The sequence below is a fragment of the Streptomyces kanasensis genome, from assembly GCF_043077165.1.
GTDB classification, from domain to species: Bacteria; Actinomycetota; Actinomycetes; order Streptomycetales; family Streptomycetaceae; genus Streptomyces; species Streptomyces changanensis.
Map to the genome: position 1 here is coordinate 727,914 of NZ_JBIBSF010000001.1, position 17,044 is coordinate 744,957.

A 17,044-nucleotide genomic window follows, 5' to 3' on the forward strand; every position below is an offset into this window, starting at 1 on the left:
ATGATCATCGTCACCGGCGGTGGCCAGGGCATCGGTGCCGCCATCGCCCGCCGCGCGGCGGCGCTGGGACGACCGGTGTGCGTCAACTACCGGACCAGCGCCGCCGGCGCCGAACAGGTCGTACGGGACGTGCGGGAGGCGGGTGTCGAGGCACTGGCCGTCCAAGCCGACGTCACCGAGGAGGACGAGGTGGTGCGGCTCTTCGCGACCGCCACGGACAAGCTCGGCCCGCTCAGCGCCGTCGTCAACAACGCCGGGGTCACCGGCGGTCTGGGTCGGGTGATCGACCTGGACGTCGCCCGGCTCGACACCGCCTACCGCGCCGTACTGCGCAGCGTGGTGCTGTGCACGCGGGAGGCGCTGCGGGCGATGGCCCTCAGCCGCGGCGGCCCCGGGGGCTGCGTCGTCAACATCTCCTCCACCGGCGCCCGTACCGGCGGTGGGGGCGAATGGGTCCACTACGCCGCCCTGAAGGCGGCCGTGAACGCCCACACCTGGGGCGCCGCCCAGGAGGCGGCGGCCGACGGCGTACGGATCAACGCCGTCGCCCCCGGGTTGATCCACACCGGACTGCACCAGGCCAACGGGGTCCCGGACCGCCCCGAACGCCTCAAGACGACCGTGCCCATGGGTCGCATCGGCACCCCGGAGGAGGTCGCGGAAGCCGTGGTCTTCCTGCTCTCCCCGGCCGCCTCCTACATCACCGGGTCCGTCCTCGAGGTGGGCGGCGGCCGCTGAGCCCCGCCCCGCGCACGGGAAGAAGCCACCATGTCCACTGCACCCACCCGCATGCTCGAACCCCACACCCCCCTCTACCTGGACACGCCCCCGCACGTCATCACCGAGGGCTCCGGCATCGAGGTCCGTGACGCCGAGGGCCGCTGGTACGTCGACGGTGTCGCCGGCCTGTGGAGCGTGACCCTCGGCTACAGCGAACCCCGCCTGGTGCGGGCGGCCACGGAGCAGATGAACCGGCTGCCGTTCTACGGTTCGTTCAACCACCGCACCAACGACGTCGCGCTCGCCCTGGCAGCCGACATCGCGGAGATCTCCCCGATACCGATGGGCCGGGTCTTCTTCGGCAACTCCGGCTCCGACGCGAACGACAGCGCCATCAAGTTCGCCCGCTACTACCACTGGGCCCAGGGCCGGCCGGAACGCCGCAAGATCATCTCGCACCACTGCGGGTACCACGGCACCACCCTGGCCGCCGGCTCGGCCACCGGACTGCCCCACATCCACCACGGCTTCGGGCTCGCCGGCGACGACTTCCTCTCGGCCCACTGCCCCGACCCGCTGCACCCGGCCTCGCGCGGCATGAGCGAGGAGGAGCAGGTCGACTGGCTCGTGCGGGACTTCGAGAACCTCGTCCTGGAGACCGGGCCCGAGACGGTCGCCGCCTTCATCTCCGAGCCGGTCCTCGGTGCCGGCGGGCTCATCATCCCCCCGGCCGGGTACTTCGCCCGGATCCAGGAGGTCCTCGACCGCCACGGCATCCTGTTCATCGCCGACGAGGTCATCACCGGCTACGGCCGCACCGGGCAGATGTTCGCCACCACGGCCCTGGGGCTGCGCCCCGACATCATCACCAGCGCCAAGGGCCTGTCCTCCTCCTACCTGCCCATCTCCGCCACCCTGGTCGGCGAGCGGGTCAGCGAGGTCCTGGCCGAGGGGAGCCGGCAGATCGGCACCTTCGGGCACGGCTTCACCTACTCGGGCCACCCGGTGGCCGCCGCGGTGGCCCGCGAGACCCTGGCCATCGTGCGCGAGCGGGACATCCCCGGTCACGTGTGCGAGGTGGCCCCCCACCTGGCACGGGGGCTGGAGAAGTTCCGCGGGGCGGAACTGGTCCGCGACGTGCGGCACTACGGCCTGCTCGGCGGGGTGCAGTTCGACCCGGAGCAGGCCGGCGCGGAGCCCGGCCGGCTGGGCCAGGAGGTCCTGGAGGCGGCGAAGCAGCGCGGTCTGCTGCTGCGGGCCATGGGCGACACCGTCGTCTTCGCGCCGCCGCTGATCATCACGCCCGGCCAGGTCGACGAGGTGCTGGAACGCTTCACCGCCGCCTACGACGACGTGCTCGCCTCCCGCCGTCGACAGGCAGCCTGACCCCAAGGAGCAGACCGATGGCCATCGGCATCCTCGCCACCGGCTCGTACCTGCCCGACCACGTCGTCACCAACGACGACCTCGCCCGGACGGTGGACACCTCCGACGCCTGGGTGACCTCCCGCACCGGCATCCGGCAGCGCCGCCGCGCCCGGCCGGACGAGACGACCTCCGACCTGGGGCACCGGGCGGCGGTGGCCGCCCTCCACAACGGCGGCCTCACGGCGGACCAGGTGGACGCGCTGGTCGTCGCCACCAGTTCGCCCGACCGGATCCAGCCGTCCACCGCCTGCCACATCCACGCCAAGCTGGGGCTGACCCAGGTGCCGGCCTTCGACGTCGGCGCGGTGTGCAGCGGCTTCGTCTACGCGGCCGCCACCGCCGCCGGGTTGATGGGGAGCTTCCCCCAGCACCGCCGCGTCATGGTCGTCGGCTGCGAGACGTACAGCCGGATCCTCGACTACGAGGACCGCGGCACCTGCGTCTTCTTCGGTGACGGCGCCGGCGCCGCCGTCCTCGGGCACGTGCCCGACGGCTACGGCGTCCTCGGCTGCGACCTGATCGCCGACAGCACCCAGCTGGACGTGGTCGGCGTCCCGGCCGGAGGCGCCACCGAGCCCGCGGACGCGCGCACCGTGCGGGAGCGGCGGCACTACTTCCACATGGACGGGCGCCGGGTCTGGAACTTCGCCACCCAGGCCGTCCCCCGCGTCGTCAAGGGCGCGCTCGCCTCGGCCGGACTCGACGTCGGCGACGTGGACCTCCTCGTCACCCACCAGGCCAACGCCCGGCTGATCGAGGAGTGCGCCGACCGGGCCGGCATCCCGCTGGACCGGATTCCGACCACCGTCGAGCGCTACGGCAACACCGCCGCCGCCTCGGTGCCCATCACCCTGGCCGAGGCGCACGCCGCGGGCCGCATCCGGCGCGGTGACGTCGTCGTCCTGGCCGCGGTGGGCGGGGGCATGACGGCGGGCGCGCTCGTCCTGCGCTGGTACTGACCGCCCCTCCCCCGTCCCGCTGCGCCACCGGCGGCCGGCCCGCCCCGGCCCCGCGCACGTCCCCGCGACCACTCGACCCCGGCGCGCAGGGCGCGCACGTCACCCACGCCGTGCACGCCCCCGCCGACCCGCCCACGTGGTGCCCCGCGCCTGCGCGCCGGCACCGGTAGCCCCGTCCAGACACCCCGTCCGAGAGCCAGGAGAACCCTCACGTGACCGCACCCGTCATCACCTCGTCCACCCCCGCCGGCCCGCTCCCCCACCTGGAGGAGCCCCGGGGCGGGCGGGGGGAGCTCCCGCACGACCCGGGCTTCGCCGAGTTCGCCCGCACGCACATCGCCCCCCGCGCCGACGGCGCCTACCGGGCCGAGATCCTCGACCGCTTGTCCTGGCAGCGCCTGGCGGACCGCGGCCTGTGGCGCGTCGGCGTCCCCGAGCACCTCGGCGGTGTCGGGGGCACGTGGCGCGACCTGGCCGAGCGCATCGCCGACATCGCCCGCGAGGGCGACGACCTCGGCTTCGTCCTCTCCCTGATCGCCCACGCCGGCCTGGTGCGCGCCCTGGTCGAGCACGGCGGCGAGTACCACCACCGGACGGTCCTGCCGTCCCTGATGAAGGGTGCCGTCGGCGCGACCGCCCTCACCGAGCCGCACGGCGGGTCCGACGTGGCCCGCACGCGGACCACCGCCGTGCGCACCCCCGAGGGGTGGAGCCTGACCGGCTTGAAGGACCACATCACGAACGCGCCCGTCGCCGACCGGGCGCTCATCCTCGGCCGCGTACCCGAGCTCGGCCGCCGCGACATCACCCTGTTCCTGGTGAACCTGCACAGCCCGGGCGTCCGGCGCGGCCCCGCCGAGGAGCTCTTCGGACTGCGGACCAGCCCCACGGGCGCCATCCACCTGGAGGACGTCGCGCTGCCGGAGGGCGCCGTGCTGGGCGCGCCCGGCGAGGGGCTGCGCACCCTGTACGACATCATCAGCTTCGACCGAGCCCTGTACGGTCTCGTCGCCGCGGCGTTCCTGGAGCCGCGCCTCGACGAGGTGATCTCCTTCACGCGGCGGCGCGAGGCGTTCGGCCAGCCGATCCTGGAGCACCAGTACGTCCAGGGGCGCCTCACCGACATCCGCATCACCATCGAGGTCGCCCGGGCGACGGCGATGGCCGGCATCGAGGCGCTGGTCGCCGGCGACCCGGAGGCGTCCCTGCGCTGTTCGGTGGCGAAGCTGACCGGGTCCGAGGGGCTGGTGGAGGCCGCGCAGAACCTGATGCGCCTGCACGGCCACGCCGGTTACGAGCGCGGCCCGTTGACCCGCATCGTCCAGGACGCCCTGGGCACCCTTATCGCCGGGGGAACCACCGAGATGCAGCGCAAGAACATCCTCAACCAGATGTTGGCGCACCACAGGGGCTGACGGCGGTTCACCCCCGCACCCGCGTACGCGAACCGAACGAGGACCTGATGACCGCTACCCCCGTGGCGTCCGACACCCGGCCGCCCACCCCCCTCGGACGCCCCTTCGTCTGGCTCTGGCACGCGTGCGCGGGCTCGAACCTGGCCGACGGCATCTACCAGGTCGCCCTGCCCGTCACCGCCGTCCACCTCGGCGGCGGTGCGGGTGGGGTGGCCCTGGTCGCGGCCATGTCGCGGGCCCCGTGGCTGGTCTTCGCGCTCTTCTCCGGCCTCCTCGTCGACCGGTGCGACGAGCGCCGGCTCATGCGGATCGTGAACAGCGGGCGCGTCGTCGTCCTCGGCACCACGGCGCTCTTACTGGCGCTCGGCCGGGCCGACATCGCCGTACTCGCCGCGGCCGCGTTCCTCCTCGGCATCGGGGAGACGATCTTCGACACGGCGTTCCACACCACGACCCCCGGCCTGGTCGCGCCGGACCAGCTGGAACGGGCCAACTCGCGGCTCCAGGCCGCCGAGATCACCACCAACCAGATGGCCGGCCCGCCCCTCGGCGGCATCCTGCTCGGCCTGTCCGCCGGTCTGGCCTTCGGCGCCACCGCCCTGCTCTACCTCGCCACCGTCCTGGCGCTCCTGGCCCTGCCCGCCTCCGGGAAGACCACCCCGGACGCTCCCGGCGCTCCGGGGGCTCCAGGCGCTCCGGGGGCCGGGGGCGACACCTCCGCTGCCGGGCGGCCCGGCATCATCGCCGACATCCGCACCGGACTGCGCTTCCTCGTCGGCAACCGCACCCTGTTCGTCTACGCCCTGGGCGTGGGCGCCCTGAACCTCGCCTGGGCCGCGGTCTACGCCGCGCTGCCCGTACTGGCCCTGCCCCCCGGCCCGTTGGGGCTGAGCAGCGCGTCGTACGGGGCCCTGCTGATGGTCGCGGGCGTCAGCGGCCTCGTCGTCGGGCTGCTGTCCGCCACCGCCATCGGCCGCCTGGGGGCGCGCCCCAGCATGGCACTGGGGCTCGCGGGGATGGCCGCCGGCTTCCTCCTGCCGGGGCTGCGCCCCACGGTGGCCGTGCTCGGCGTCGGACTGGGTCTCACCGGTCTGCTCATCCTGATCAACGTCGTCACCGTGTCGTACCGGCAGCGCACGGTCCCGCAGCACCTCCTGGGCCGGGTCACGTCGGCGTACCGGCTGATCGCCTTCGGCTGCCTGCCGGTGGGCTCCGCCCTGGCCGGTGTCATCGGCAGCCACTTCGGCCCCCGTCCGGTCCTGGTGCTCGCCGGCTGCGTCGTCTGCGCGGCGGCGATCCCCATGACCGTGTACACCCGACCGGCCACCGACGCCTCGGCGCACACGGCCTGACGGACGATCACCACGTTGCGCGCACCGCGCCGTGCCACCACGCCGGCACCGCGCCCGACACCTCACTCAGCGCCTCGAACCCGAACCCCAACCCCGACAGCGAGGGACACCATGACCAGCACGCCCGCCCGGACCGGCACCACCGACCTCGCCTCCCTGATCGGCAGGAGCGCCGACGTCGTCCACCGGGTCACCGACAAGGACGCGGCCACCAACTGGGGCAACGACCTGCCCGTCCTCGCCACGCCCGTCCTCCTGTGGCTGAGCGAGATCGCCGCGATGAAGGTGATCGACCCGGCCGTCACCGACCAGGACATGACGGTGGGGCTGGCGCACGACTCGGCACACCTCGCACCGACCCCGGTCGGCGAGGAGGTGACCGTCTCGGCGACCCTGACCGGGGTGGAGGGCCGCAAGCTCGTCTTCGACGTCGTCGCACGCGACGCGGCCGCCACCGTCCTCAGCGGGCGCCACACCCGGGCGGTCATCAACCGCGCCCGGTTCACGGAGAAGCTCGCCCCCCGGCTGCGGACCACCGACCGGAGCGCGTGAGGGATCAGGCCGGCCGTCGCAGCCAGGAGTCGAGAGCCGCGTAGTCGACCTCCGTCAGCCCACGACGGGGGTCGACCCGGTGCAGCAGGGCGGGTCCCGGGTGGTGGGCGGCGACCCATGCCCGGTCGACCCCGGTGATCTCGTCGTCGACCCAGGCGAACGGACGGCCCGCCGCCCAGGAGACGAGGCCGCGGACCTTCCAGTGCAACCCGTCCCGCGCGTCCCGGTCATCGGCGTCGGACGGCTCGGGCCAGCGCACCACCGGCAGTTCCGCCAGGCCGATGAGCGGGGCGACGCACTCGTTCGCGTCGTCCGCCCACGTCGTCGCCCAGACCACGTCACAGGACAGCGCCGCCAACCGGGGCCCGTGCGCCGGGTCGATCCGGGACAGCAGCGGATGGGCCCCGCAGCCCGGCACGTGCCCCGTCGGATGGCTGGGGTACTCGTGGGGCTCCGCCCCGAAGGGGATGAGAGGTCCGTCGACGTCGAGGAAGAGCAGCGGACGCTGCGGGGAGCCGGTCACGGCGGCACCCTATCGACCCGGGCGGAGGGGCTCGGTCGGCGCCCGCTTCCCCGTCCCCGCGCCCCGACGGGATCGCGGACCTCCCGCGTCACGGACCTCCCGCGTCACGGACCGCTCGCCTCACGGACTCCCGCGTCACGGAGCTCCCGCCTCACGGACTCCCGCGTCACGGACCGCTCGCGGCGTCATGTCCGGCCCACCGGCGGGGCGTCGGGCGGGTCCGGGGCGAGGGTGAGCGCTCCGGCGGGGCAGAGGGAGACGGCCTCCCGGGCGGCCGCCCCGGCCGGCCCGGTCCCGTACGCCGCCGCTGGACGCAGCAGGACGACGCGGCCGTCCTCGGGGTCCTGGTCGAAAAGGTCCGGGGCGGTCAGCGCACACATGCCGGCGCCCTGGCAGCGTTCCCGGTCGGCGTGGAGCACCATGGCCTACGCCCCTCCCCAGGCGACGGGGAGCCGGTGCACTCCGTAGATGTTCATGTCGGTGCGCAGCGGCACCTCCCCCGGGTCGACGGCGAGGCGCAGGTCGGGGAAGCGGCGGAAGAGGGCCGGCAGGGCGACGCGCATCTCGACGCGGGCCAGTTGCTGGCCCAGGCACTGGTGGATGCCGTGGCCGAAGCCGAGGTGGCCGATGGCCCTGCGGTGCAGGTCGAGGGCGTCGGGGTCCGGGAAGCGTTCGGGGTCGCGGTTGGCGGCCTCGATGGACAGGGTGACGGTCTCGCCCGCACGGATGACCTCACCGGCCAGTTCGACGTCCTCCAGGGCCACGCGGAGGGTGGTGTGGGCGACGCTCAGGAAGCGCATCAGCTCCTCCACCGCCCGGTCCGCGAGGTCGGGGTCGGCGCGCAGTGCGGCCAGCTGGTCCGGGTGCCGCAGCAGCGCGAAGGTGCCGTGGGCGATCATGTTGGCCGTGGTGTCGAGGCCGGCGGCGAGCAGCAGGCCGCCGAGGCCGGTCAGCTCCTCCTCCGTGAGGTCGCCGGTGGTGAGGTCGCTGAGCAGGTCGTCGGTGGGCGCGGCCCGTTTGGCCGCCACCAGCGACCCCATGTACTCGTGCAGGCGCGTCCCGGCGGCGGTCCGCTCCTCCTGTGTGGCGTCGAGGCTCATCAGCGTGACCGTGTGGCGGTGGAAGAGGTCGCGGTCGGCGAACGGCACGCCCAGGAGCTCGCAGATCACGTGGGCCGGTACGGGCTGGGCGTACGCCCGGACCAGGTCCGCCGTGCGGCCGCCGCGCTCCATGGCGTCCAGGTGCTCGGTGGTGATCTCCCCGACGCGTTCGGTGAGCAGTGCCATGCGGCGGACGGTGAACTTCCCCATGAGCAGACGCCGGTAGCGGGTGTGCTCGGGGGCGTCCATGCCGGTCATGTCACCGGGCGGGGCGGGGGGCAGTTCGCCGGTGGGACCGCCGGGCAGGGGGTAGTGCATCAGCTCGTAGCGGGCACTGAAACGGGGGTCCGCGAGGACGGCCCGGACGGCGGCGTGGCCGGTGGCGAGCCAGCCGTCGTGCCCGTCGGGGTAGCGCATCCGGGCGAGCGGGCGCTCGTCGCGGATCCGACCTAAGGCGTCGGGCGGCGAGAAGGGACAGCCGGCGGGGCGGGCGGTGAGCAGGGTCGACGCCGCGAAGGGCGCGTCGTGGGACATGGGGTCTCCTCGGGCGTACGTACGGGGTGGGCACGGCCAGGCGAGGCCAGGTGCGGCCAGCACTTGCACGATGTGCAAGTGCTGGCCGCACCACCGTAGGAGACGAGTTGCACGGTGTGCAAGTAGGTGATTGAACGGGGTGGCGGAAAGCCGTTAGGCTCGCCGCATGCCGCGAGAGACCCTGACCCGTGACCAGATCGTGCGCGCCGCCGTCGAGCTCCTCGACGCCGACGGCGTCGAGGGTCTGAGCATGCGGCGCCTGGGCGCGCGGCTGGGTTCGGCCGCCACCGCCATGTACTGGCACGTGGGCAGCAAGGAGAACCTCGTCGTGCTCGCCGCGGACCTGGTGTGGGGCGAGCTGGAACTGCCCGACCCCGTCGGAGCGGGCTGGCGCGCCGCCGCCCGCACGCTCGTGTACGACACGCTCGATCTGACCCGCCGTCACCCCTGGCTGCTGTCGGCCGTCAGTACGCACCTGGTGTACGGACCCGGCATGGCCCGCTTCCAGGACCACGCCTACGCCATCTACGAGGCGGCCGGCTTCCGGGACTGGGAGCTCGACTGGGCGGCCAACGCCGTGTTCACCTTCGCGGCCGGCACCGCGCTCGTCGACGCGATCGACACGGCCGCGACCACGGCGCAGGCACCCCGGGGCAAGGGGGAGAGCGGGCCCGTGCAGAGCGTCACGGAGTGGGCGACCGGGATCGCCTCGCAGTACCCGCGGCTGCGGACCCGCCTGGAGGCGCACCAGGGGGCCGACCCGGCGGAACTGTCGCGGGAGAAGTTCGCGTTCGGTGTGGAGGCCATCCTCGACGGCCTCGAAGCCCGTCTCCGCGATCGGGACCGGGGCGGGGAGCGGGACGGGGGCCGGGACCCGGAGCCGGCAGCAGTCGCCGTTCCGGACCGGGACGGGGAGCGGGACCCGGACCGGGACGGGAGCCGGGCCCCGGAGGCGGAGCCGGCACCGGTCGCCGTTCCGGACGCGGAGGCGAAGCCGGGGCCGCGTCCGGCGCGCTGACGCGGCCCCACCCCGCCACCGGGCCGGCGACACCCGCGGACCGCGCGGGGCGCGGGCCCGCACGGCGGGTCCCGGCGCCGCGTCAGGCGGAGCCGCCCCGGCCGCCGAAGCGTCCGGTGAGCGAGGCGAGCCTCTGGCGGACGCCCCGGGTGACGACGGCCGCGCCGTCGGGGTCCCGCAGGGTGGCCTTCGCCGTCTTCTTCCCCTGCTCGAACGGGACGTGCGGCGGGATCGGCGCGATGTCGGCGTCGACCCGGAACTCCAGGACGACGGGGCGGTCACTGCGCAGCGCCGTGTCCCAGGCGTTCCCGACCTCCTCGGGATCGTCGCAGTAGACGCCCTTGAGGCCGAGCAGTTCGGCGTAGCGGGCGTACGGCACGTCGGGCAGGTCCTGGGAGCCGGGGAACTTCGGGTCGCCGGCCAGTGCGCGCTGCTCCCAGGTGACCTGGTTGAGGTCCTGGTTGTTGAAGACGCAGAAGATCAGGGGCGGTCCGCCCGCGAGCCGGTCCGCGTACCGCTTCACGGTGATCATCTCGTTCATGCCGTTCATCTGGAACGCGCCGTCCCCGATGATCGCGATCACGGGCCGGTCGGGGTGGGCGAAGCGCGCGGCGATGGCGTACGGCGTCGCGGGGCCCATCGTCGCGAGGGTGCCGGACAGCGAGGCGTGCATGCCCTCGCGGAGGTCGAGGTGGCGCGCCCACCAGTTGGTGGCGGAACCGGAGTCCGCGGTCAGGAGGCAGCCGTCGGGCAGGCGCGGGGAGAGCTCCGCGATGACGGCCTGGGGGTTGATCCTGCCGTCGAAGGACTGCGCGGCGCGCCGCTCGCAGACGCGACGCCACTCCTCGACGCCCGCCTCGACCTTCCTGCGCCACCCGCGGTCCTCCTTGCGGCGGAGCAGCGGGATCAGCGCCCTCAGCGTCTCCGTCGCGTCACCGACGAGGTGGGCCTCCATGGGGTAGCGCATACCGATCATCCGACCGTCGATGTCGATCTCCACACCGCGCGCCTGTCCCTCGTCCGGGAGCCACTCGGCGTACGGGAAGGACGTGCCGACCATCAGCAGCGTGTCGCAGCCGCGGATCATGTCGTCGCTGGCCGTGCTGCCGAGCAGGCCGATCGGGCCGGTGACGTAGGGCAGGTCGTCGGGGAGCACCTCGCGGCCCAACAGGGCCTTGCCGACGCCCGCGCCGAGGAGTTCGGCGGTCTCCATGACCTCGGCCTCCGCCCCGGCGGCGCCCTGACCGATGACCATGGCGACCTTGGAGCCCTCGTTGAGGACGTCGGCGGCCCTGCGCAGCTCCTTCTCGTCGGGCAGCACGCGCGGCCGGCTCCAGCCGATGCTGGAGAAGACGGAACCATGCTCCTTCGGCGGGGAGGGCTGCGCGTCCTCCTCCTGCACGTCACCGGGGATGATGATCGTGGCCACCGAACGGGTCGTCAGCGCCGTCTTGAAGGCCCGGTCCACGACGTGCCGCGCCTGCCCCGGGTGGACGATCATCTGGCAGTACTCCGAGACGTCCGCGAAGAGCCTCTCCAGGGCGATCTCCTGCTGGTACGAGGAGCCGAGGCTCATCCGCTTCTGCTGGCCGACGATCGCGACGACCGGCTGGTGGTCCAGCTTGGCGTCGTACAGGCCGTTGAGCAGGTGGATCGCCCCCGGCCCGGACGTGGCGACGCAGCAGCCCACCTCCGAGGTGAACTTGGCGTGTCCGCACGCCATGAACGCCGCGGCCTCCTCGTGCCGCGCCTGGATGAACTCGGGGCCGTCCTCCGCGCGGTCGAAGGCGCCGAGGAGTCCGCTGATGCCGTCGCCCGGATACCCGTACACGCGCTCGACACCCCATCCGCGGACGCGTTCCAGTACGAAGTCGGCCACCGAGGTCATCGCTTCTCCTCCCGCACGCGGTCAGTCGTCCCGTCCGGGTCACCGCCACGGCACGCGGCAAACCAGCCCGCCCCGTGCCCGCAGCCCGCGACGGCACGTCCGCGCACTCCTAGTGCTGGGTCTGCGTCTGGGTGCGGTCGAGGGCCGGGTCCGGGCGCTCGCCGAGGTACTCCACCCAGGCCTTCTTGACGCAGGGGTAGTGGGTGGCCGCCTCCACCAGGTTCATGAAGTTGACGATGTTCGCCTCGAACCGCTCCCGGAGGGTCTCGTCCGCGATGCGCCCGCCGCCGTCGAGCTGGGTGTGGGCGGCCGCGAGGGAGAACATGTCCGGGTAGACGCGGGCCCCGAGGTGTTCCAGGGGGACGCGCAGGGCCCACAGTCCGCGGTTCCCGCCGGCCATCGACGGGGACGCGGACAGCAGCAGTCCCTGCAGTTCGTTGAACGGCTGCGGGCGGAACCGCGAGGTCCAGTCGATGAGGTTCTTCAGCACGCCGGGTACCGAGGCGTTGTACTCGGGCGACGCGATGATCAGGGCGTCCACTTCCAGCAGCCGTTCGCGGAAGCGCTCGGCGCCGGCCGGGATGCCGTGGGCCGCCTCGATGTCGGCGTCGTAGTCGGGCACCTCGAAGTCCTTGACGGAGGCGAAGGCGGCCGCGGCCCCGTTGGCCCGGACGGTGGCGGCGGCCAGCTCGGCGAGCCTGGTGTTGAACGAGTCGGTGCGGCGGGAGCCGGTCACGACGAGGAAGGACAGCGGGCGGCGGGTGGGGGTGCTCATGGACCTGCCTTTCGGGCGGGACACCGGGCTGAGCGTCCGCCGAGGGGCGGCCGGGCGCGTCCGGTGACGGGGCTGGCGCGGGGCGCGGCCGCGGTGGTGCCGCGCCCCGCCCCACCACTGTGCGCGGTACCGGGCGCGGTGCGCCGGGCGGCGCGGCCATACGGGGCACCGGGTCCCGTCCCCCCGGACTGATCGGCCCCCGGAGGACGTGCGCTACATTTTGCGTCGCCTTGACCACGATCACCCACGATCACTTCTGCCACGGGGAGCCGGCTCATCATGATCGACATCGTCAACGGACTCGGCCGGGCCTCCGCCTACGGCGGCCTCGGCCTGGTCCTGCTGATCCTCGGCATAGTCCTGGTCGACGTCCTGACGCCCGGCAACCTCCGCCGGCTCGTCTGGGAACAGCGCAACCGCAACGGCGCCCTGCTCCTGAGCTCGGCGCTGCTCGGTGTGGGCGGCATCGTCTTCACCTCCATCTGGACGACGTACGACGACTTCGGCAAGGGCCTGGTGTCGACGGCCGTCTTCGGCCTCCTGGGCCTGGTGATGATGGCGCTGGCGTTCGTGGTGGTGGACGTCATCACGCCGGGCCGCCTGGGCGCGCTCCTGGTCGAGCCGGAGCCGCACCCGGCGGTGTGGGTGACGGCGTCCTGCAACATCGCGGTGTCCGCCATCGTCTCGGCGTCGATCGCCTGATCCGCGGCGGCCCGGCCGCCGTCCGCCGTACCAGCCGCGGCGGCGTCCGGGCGGCCCGCCGTCCGGTCGGCCCGCCGTCCGGTCGCCGGTCGCCGGTCGCCGGTCGCCGGTCGCCGGTCGCCGGTCGCATGCTCGCCCCGGCCTGCACACCCCGCCGGCACGTCCGGCGTGGCCCACCCGTCGCGGCCCGGTCCCGGCCGGCCACGCCTGCACGCCCGGGCACGCCCGGCGCCACTCTCTCGTCCGCCCGCCCGCCGCCCCGTACCGCTGCAGCCCGACCCGCTGCCGCCGCCACCCGCGATGGCGGCTGCAGCGGGTCGGGCGGGGCGGACCCGGGGACGTGACGCGGCCGTCGGTCGTGCCGACGCGGTGCACGCGCCGAGGGAGGCGACGCGGCGTCACGTGTCCGGGGCGGCCGGCTCCACTTCCAGGTGGCGGCGCCTGCGCGGCCCCCGGTAGAGCAGGGCCTCCCAGCCCAGCCGCTCCAGCCTCCGCGCGCACGCGGTCAGCGCGGCCTCCTCCTCCTGCGCGGCGCCACCGCCCGGCGGGCCCACCCACTCGACCCGTACCTGACCGGGCCGCTCCCCCGGCACGACCCGGTAGCCCGTCGCGGCGCGCGCCCCGTCGGCGTCGAGCGCCGACGGCGGGGTGCCGGCGGCCTCCAGGGCCAGCGCGACCGCCCGTACCGGCCGGCTGCGCTCCCAGGCGGCCGGCACCGCCTGCGGGTCACCGCCCCCCGTGTGCGTCAGGCGCCGTATCTGGAGCAGCCCTTCGAACGCCACGCGCACCTCGGTGGCGCGCCGGCGGGCCGCGTCAGGGTCCCGCGCCGGGTCGGGCGGCGGCGGCCCGTCCCCCGTGGCGGCCTCGAACCCCGCGCCGCCCGCGTCGGTCACCGCAGCCTCCTGATGTCGCCGCGCACCCGGTAGAAGCCGCCGGACGCGGCGTGCAGCGCGTCCACCACGTACCGCGCGCCGGGCTCGCGTATCGCGCGGGGGAACTGGACGTTCCACGACGGCTCGTACCCCTCCGACACCACGTGCACGCGGACCCGCCCGCCGTCCTGGACGCACTCCACGACGACCGCGCCGGCGGGGGCCTGCGCCACGGACGCCACCGAGGTCGCGGTGGTCGCCGGGGCGTACGTCGGCAGGGTCGCGGCGAGCTTGACGTCCCGCGCGACCGGGACCGTGCCCTGCTGCGCCGCCGCGATGGCGGCCTCGCTCGCGTCCACGCACACCAGTGCGCCGTCCGTCGTCACCAGGTACAGCCGCTCGTCGCGGTACTGCATCGACAGGGCGGAGCCGCCGCCGGTGCCCAGCTTCCACAGGCGCGTGCCGTGCCGGTCGAAGCAGTACACGGACGACGAGCCGTCGCCGGCGAAGACGAAGCGCCCGCCGGGCGACGTCGCGCACGAGTACACCGCGCTGTCGCAGGCGTAGGTCGCCTCGATCCGCCCGTCGTCCTTCGCCAGGCGCTGGACCACGCGGTGTGCCGTCCCCGCGTACACCTCGGTGTCCTCCTGCCAGCCGAAGAGGACCCCGCCGCGGGTCGGCGTGTGCCACAGTTCGCCGCCGCCGTCCGGGGCGTAGGCGGTGACGCCGCGGTGGTGGCCGTGGTAGACGGCGCGGTCGTCGGCGCGGACCATCCAGGCGTGCTCGCCCCGCCCGGCGCGGGCCCACTGGTGCTCGTCCTCGTGGTCGATGACGGTGAGCCGGCCGCCCCGGTCCGAGACGTTGAGGACGCCCTCGTGGATGTCCAGCCAGAAGATGTCGACGTCGGCCGCGATGTCGTACGCCGCGAACGGCAGCTTCGACGACAGGTCGTACACACGGCCGTCGTCGCAGCCGGCGTAGATCCAGAAGTCGTCCGCCACCAGGCACTTCACGCCGTCGGGGAGGGTGAAGCGGGCGAGGACGCCACCGTCGTGGTCGAGGGTGTAGACGTCCCCGGCCTGGTTGCCCACCCAGCAGCGGTCGTCGTCGACGTGGATGCCGAACGCGGCCGAGCCCGTGCGGAACCGCCACAGCACCGGTGCGACCGCCCGCGCGGTGGACGGGGTCGAGGCGACCTGACGGCGGGTCACGGAGCGGGGGGCGCGCCCGCCCCGCACGGCCGGCTCGTACCCCTTGCGGACCTTCTCGCCGACCTTCTTCGCGGCGGCGGCCCTGGCCTTCTCCACCGTGGCGAACGTCGACGTCTGCACCTGACCGGCCGCGCCGATCCTCCCGTACCGCACCGTCACGACGAGCCCGTCGACGGTGACCTCGTAGAACTTGTGCGCGCCGCCGCCGTCCTGCGACAGCTCCAGGTACGTCGTCGACGCCGTGGACACAGCGGACATGGCAGACCCCTCCCCAGGACGGTCCCCCCGGCCTTTCCCGCGGGGTCCCACTGCTCGAAACGGTAGGGCGCGCCACTGACAGTCGCCCGGCCCCGGCTCCCGGACGGAGCACTCCGGCGGGCGCCCGGGCCCACCGGCGGTGACGATGGTGTCGTCGCCGGTGCGTCCGTCGACGGGGACGAGACCACGGCGGGAGCGGCCGGGCGGAGGAGGCGTGGACCATGCGTCTGCCGCGTACGCGCCGGGCCCGGGTCACGGCGTCGCTGACCGTCCTCGCGGTGCTGGCGACCGGAAGCGTCGTCATCGGCCGGACGGCGGGGTCCCCGCAGACCACCGCGCGCCCCGCCGGCACCGGAGCGCCGCGCGGGGCCCACCACCGGCCGCCGCGCCCGGCGATCGTGCCGCGCACGGCATGGCACGCGGAGAGCGTGTCGACGGCGCCCGCCGCCCGGTACGCGCCGGCGGTGCGGGCCGCCGTCATCCACCACACCAGCACGCCGAACGACTACGACTGCGCGAGCGTGCCGGGGACCCTGCGCGGCCTGTACGCGGGCCACGCCCACGGCAGGCACTGGGACGACATCGGGTACAACTTCCTCGTCGACGCCTGCGGCACCATCTACGAGGGCCGGGCGGGCGGGGTGGACCGGGCGGTCATCGGCGCCCACACCAAGGGCTTCAACGAGGGCACGGTGGGCATCGCCGCCATCGGGACGTTCCCGGAGGGCACCCCGGTGCCCGAGCCGATGCTCGACGCCATCGCCCGGCTGGTCGCCTGGAAGCTCGACCCCGCGGGCCCCGATCCGCGCGGCACGGTCAGCCTGGTCTCCACCAGCGACGAGTCCCGCTTCCCGGAGGGCACGAGGGCCGCGCTCCCGGTCGTCGGTGGCCACACGGACGGCTATCCGACGGGCTGCCCGGGAGCGGCCCTGTACGCGCGGCTCCCCGACATCAGCGCGCGGGCGGCCCGGCTGCAACGGCGCTGATCCACGCGTCGGCGAGCAGTTGGTGGCCGGCGGGCGTGGGGTGCACCCCGTCGTGGAGCCAGTGCGCTGCCGGGGCGCGCCGCGCCGCCTCGTCGAACACGGGCTGGAGGCGCACCGGTTCCACCCGGTGCGCGGCGGCCAGCTCGGCCACCACCTTCTGGCGCAGCAGCACCTGCGCGGCGAGGGCCTCGTCGAAGTCGGAGCCGGGGCCGCTGGGCAGCGAGAACGGCTCGCACAGCACGATCCGCACGTCGGGCAGCGCCTGACGGGTCCGGGTGAGGAGGGCGTCGTACGCCGTGTGGAAGCCGTCCGCGTCGATGTCGCCGCACTCGCCGTCCACGACGCGCCAGGCGTCGTTGACGCCGACGAGGACCGACAGGAGGTCGGGCGCGGGGTCGAGGGCGTCGGTCTGCCAGCGGGCGGCCAGCTCCGCGACCTTGTCGCCGGCCACACCCCGGTTGGTGAACCGCCAGCGGTGGCCGGGCGCCCGCGCGGTCGCGCGGGCGGCGACCAGGTGGACGTAGCCGTGGCCGAGGGCGGCGTTGACGTCCGCGTCCACGCTCCGGTCGCGGCCGCCGTCCGTGATGGAGTCGCCCTGGAAGAGGATGTGCGAGCCGGCGGGGACGTGCAGGGGCATGCGGACTCCGGAAGCCGGGGGCCTGGGGGCCTGACCTGGATGGTTTCACCCGGAACCTATTTCCGCGCGGAGCGGTGGGCAAGACCGGCGCCGGGGGCGCGCCCTTCCGAAAGT

At 74.4% G+C, this 17,044-nt stretch carries 17 protein-coding genes; 9 read left to right on the top strand and 8 right to left on the bottom strand.

Annotation, left to right across the window (positions count from 1 at the left end; all coding sequences use genetic code 11):
• The 6 genes from ACF053_RS03205 (at nucleotide 1) to ACF053_RS03230 (ending at nucleotide 6,426) form a co-directional block, all read left to right on the top strand.
• Nucleotides 1–738, top strand: coding sequence for an SDR family oxidoreductase (locus ACF053_RS03205; protein ID WP_391952209.1), 738 nt, complete (start codon nucleotides 1–3; stop codon nucleotides 736–738).
• Between the two features lie 30 nt (nucleotides 739–768).
• Complete coding sequence (locus ACF053_RS03210) at nucleotides 769–2,106, top strand: aminotransferase (protein WP_391952210.1); 1,338 nt, start codon at nucleotides 769–771, stop codon at nucleotides 2,104–2,106.
• A gap of 17 nt (nucleotides 2,107–2,123) precedes the next feature.
• A complete protein-coding gene (locus tag ACF053_RS03215; RefSeq protein ID WP_391952211.1) occupies nucleotides 2,124–3,107 on the top strand; it encodes a 3-oxoacyl-ACP synthase III family protein in 984 nt (327 codons plus the stop codon).
• A gap of 212 nt (nucleotides 3,108–3,319) precedes the next feature.
• Entirely contained in the window at nucleotides 3,320–4,522 is a 1,203-nt protein-coding gene (locus tag ACF053_RS03220; RefSeq protein ID WP_391952212.1) for an acyl-CoA dehydrogenase family protein, read from the top strand.
• Nucleotides 4,523–4,569: 47 nt separating this feature from the next.
• Nucleotides 4,570–5,874 (top strand): MFS transporter, encoded by a 1,305-nt coding sequence (locus ACF053_RS03225; RefSeq protein WP_391952213.1) that lies wholly within the window; start codon nucleotides 4,570–4,572, stop codon nucleotides 5,872–5,874.
• 111 nt (nucleotides 5,875–5,985) lie between these two features.
• The gene (locus ACF053_RS03230; protein ID WP_391952214.1) at nucleotides 5,986–6,426 is read left to right on the top strand and encodes a thioesterase family protein; all 441 of its coding nucleotides are present in this window, start codon (nucleotides 5,986–5,988) and stop codon (nucleotides 6,424–6,426) included.
• Between the two features lie 4 nt (nucleotides 6,427–6,430).
• Here the strand turns inward: ACF053_RS03230 and ACF053_RS03235 are convergent, their stop codons facing one another.
• From ACF053_RS03235 to ACF053_RS03245, 3 genes are all read right to left on the bottom strand, one after another.
• Nucleotides 6,431–6,949 (bottom strand): HAD domain-containing protein, encoded by a 519-nt coding sequence (locus ACF053_RS03235; protein WP_391952215.1) that lies wholly within the window; start codon nucleotides 6,947–6,949, stop codon nucleotides 6,431–6,433.
• 185 nt (nucleotides 6,950–7,134) lie between these two features.
• Nucleotides 7,135–7,371: a ferredoxin gene (locus ACF053_RS03240; protein WP_391952216.1), complete on the bottom strand. Its 237-nt coding sequence runs from the start codon at nucleotides 7,369–7,371 to the stop codon at nucleotides 7,135–7,137.
• A gap of 3 nt (nucleotides 7,372–7,374) precedes the next feature.
• Nucleotides 7,375–8,583, bottom strand: a complete 1,209-nt coding sequence (locus ACF053_RS03245) for a cytochrome P450 (RefSeq protein WP_391952217.1) — start codon at nucleotides 8,581–8,583, stop codon at nucleotides 7,375–7,377.
• A 166-nt stretch (nucleotides 8,584–8,749) separates the two neighbouring features.
• On the opposite strand from ACF053_RS03245, the gene ACF053_RS03250 reads away from it, so the two are divergent.
• Nucleotides 8,750–9,601, top strand: coding sequence for a TetR/AcrR family transcriptional regulator (locus ACF053_RS03250; protein ID WP_391952218.1), 852 nt, complete (start codon nucleotides 8,750–8,752; stop codon nucleotides 9,599–9,601).
• An 82-nt stretch (nucleotides 9,602–9,683) separates the two neighbouring features.
• Here the strand turns inward: ACF053_RS03250 and ACF053_RS03255 are convergent, their stop codons facing one another.
• Both ACF053_RS03255 and ACF053_RS03260 read right to left on the bottom strand, forming a co-directional pair.
• The gene (locus ACF053_RS03255; protein ID WP_391952219.1) at nucleotides 9,684–11,489 is read right to left on the bottom strand and encodes a thiamine pyrophosphate-requiring protein; all 1,806 of its coding nucleotides are present in this window, start codon (nucleotides 11,487–11,489) and stop codon (nucleotides 9,684–9,686) included.
• 109 nt (nucleotides 11,490–11,598) lie between these two features.
• Complete coding sequence (locus tag ACF053_RS03260; protein WP_391952220.1) at nucleotides 11,599–12,264, bottom strand: NADPH-dependent FMN reductase; 666 nt, start codon at nucleotides 12,262–12,264, stop codon at nucleotides 11,599–11,601.
• Between the two features lie 279 nt (nucleotides 12,265–12,543).
• On the opposite strand from ACF053_RS03260, the gene ACF053_RS03265 reads away from it, so the two are divergent.
• Nucleotides 12,544–12,966: a DUF350 domain-containing protein gene (locus ACF053_RS03265; RefSeq protein WP_058941194.1), complete on the top strand. Its 423-nt coding sequence runs from the start codon at nucleotides 12,544–12,546 to the stop codon at nucleotides 12,964–12,966.
• Between the two features lie 398 nt (nucleotides 12,967–13,364).
• On the opposite strand, the gene ACF053_RS03270 is transcribed toward ACF053_RS03265, so the two are convergent.
• Complete coding sequence (locus tag ACF053_RS03270) at nucleotides 13,365–13,859, bottom strand: hypothetical protein (protein ID WP_391952221.1); 495 nt, start codon at nucleotides 13,857–13,859, stop codon at nucleotides 13,365–13,367.
• Nucleotides 13,856–15,307 carry a WGR domain-containing protein gene (locus ACF053_RS03275; protein WP_391952222.1) on the bottom strand — a complete coding sequence of 484 codons (1,452 nt, stop codon included), beginning with the start codon at nucleotides 15,305–15,307 and terminating at the stop codon, nucleotides 13,856–13,858. Before ACF053_RS03275 ends, ACF053_RS03270 begins: the two co-directional genes overlap by 4 nt.
• A gap of 221 nt (nucleotides 15,308–15,528) precedes the next feature.
• Here ACF053_RS03275 and ACF053_RS03280 point away from each other — a divergent pair, with 221 nt between their 5' ends.
• The gene (locus ACF053_RS03280; RefSeq protein ID WP_391952223.1) at nucleotides 15,529–16,293 is read left to right on the top strand and encodes a peptidoglycan recognition protein family protein; all 765 of its coding nucleotides are present in this window, start codon (nucleotides 15,529–15,531) and stop codon (nucleotides 16,291–16,293) included.
• Here the strand turns inward: ACF053_RS03280 and ACF053_RS03285 are convergent.
• Complete coding sequence (locus tag ACF053_RS03285; RefSeq protein WP_391952224.1) at nucleotides 16,259–16,930, bottom strand: SGNH/GDSL hydrolase family protein; 672 nt, start codon at nucleotides 16,928–16,930, stop codon at nucleotides 16,259–16,261. The two genes, ACF053_RS03280 and ACF053_RS03285, sit on opposite strands and share 35 nt — an antisense overlap.
• Between the last annotated feature and the right edge of the window lie 114 nt (nucleotides 16,931–17,044).

Coding starts and splice junctions, on each gene's coding strand:
- ACF053_RS03205 (WP_391952209.1), top strand. CDS start 1: ATGATCATCGTCACCGGCGGTGGCCAGGGCATCGGTGCCGCCATCGCC.
- ACF053_RS03210 (WP_391952210.1), top strand. CDS start 769: ATGTCCACTGCACCCACCCGCATGCTCGAACCCCACACCCCCCTCTAC.
- ACF053_RS03215 (WP_391952211.1), top strand. CDS start 2,124: ATGGCCATCGGCATCCTCGCCACCGGCTCGTACCTGCCCGACCACGTC.
- ACF053_RS03225 (WP_391952213.1), top strand. CDS start 4,570: ATGACCGCTACCCCCGTGGCGTCCGACACCCGGCCGCCCACCCCCCTC.
- ACF053_RS03230 (WP_391952214.1), top strand. CDS start 5,986: ATGACCAGCACGCCCGCCCGGACCGGCACCACCGACCTCGCCTCCCTG.
- ACF053_RS03240 (WP_391952216.1), bottom strand. CDS start 7,371: ATGGTGCTCCACGCCGACCGGGAACGCTGCCAGGGCGCCGGCATGTGT.
- ACF053_RS03245 (WP_391952217.1), bottom strand. CDS start 8,583: ATGTCCCACGACGCGCCCTTCGCGGCGTCGACCCTGCTCACCGCCCGC.
- ACF053_RS03250 (WP_391952218.1), top strand. CDS start 8,750: ATGCCGCGAGAGACCCTGACCCGTGACCAGATCGTGCGCGCCGCCGTC.
- ACF053_RS03255 (WP_391952219.1), bottom strand. CDS start 11,489: ATGACCTCGGTGGCCGACTTCGTACTGGAACGCGTCCGCGGATGGGGT.
- ACF053_RS03260 (WP_391952220.1), bottom strand. CDS start 12,264: ATGAGCACCCCCACCCGCCGCCCGCTGTCCTTCCTCGTCGTGACCGGC.
- ACF053_RS03265 (WP_058941194.1), top strand. CDS start 12,544: ATGATCGACATCGTCAACGGACTCGGCCGGGCCTCCGCCTACGGCGGC.
- ACF053_RS03275 (WP_391952222.1), bottom strand. CDS start 15,307: ATGTCCGCTGTGTCCACGGCGTCGACGACGTACCTGGAGCTGTCGCAG.
- ACF053_RS03280 (WP_391952223.1), top strand. CDS start 15,529: ATGCGTCTGCCGCGTACGCGCCGGGCCCGGGTCACGGCGTCGCTGACC.
- ACF053_RS03285 (WP_391952224.1), bottom strand. CDS start 16,930: ATGCCCCTGCACGTCCCCGCCGGCTCGCACATCCTCTTCCAGGGCGAC.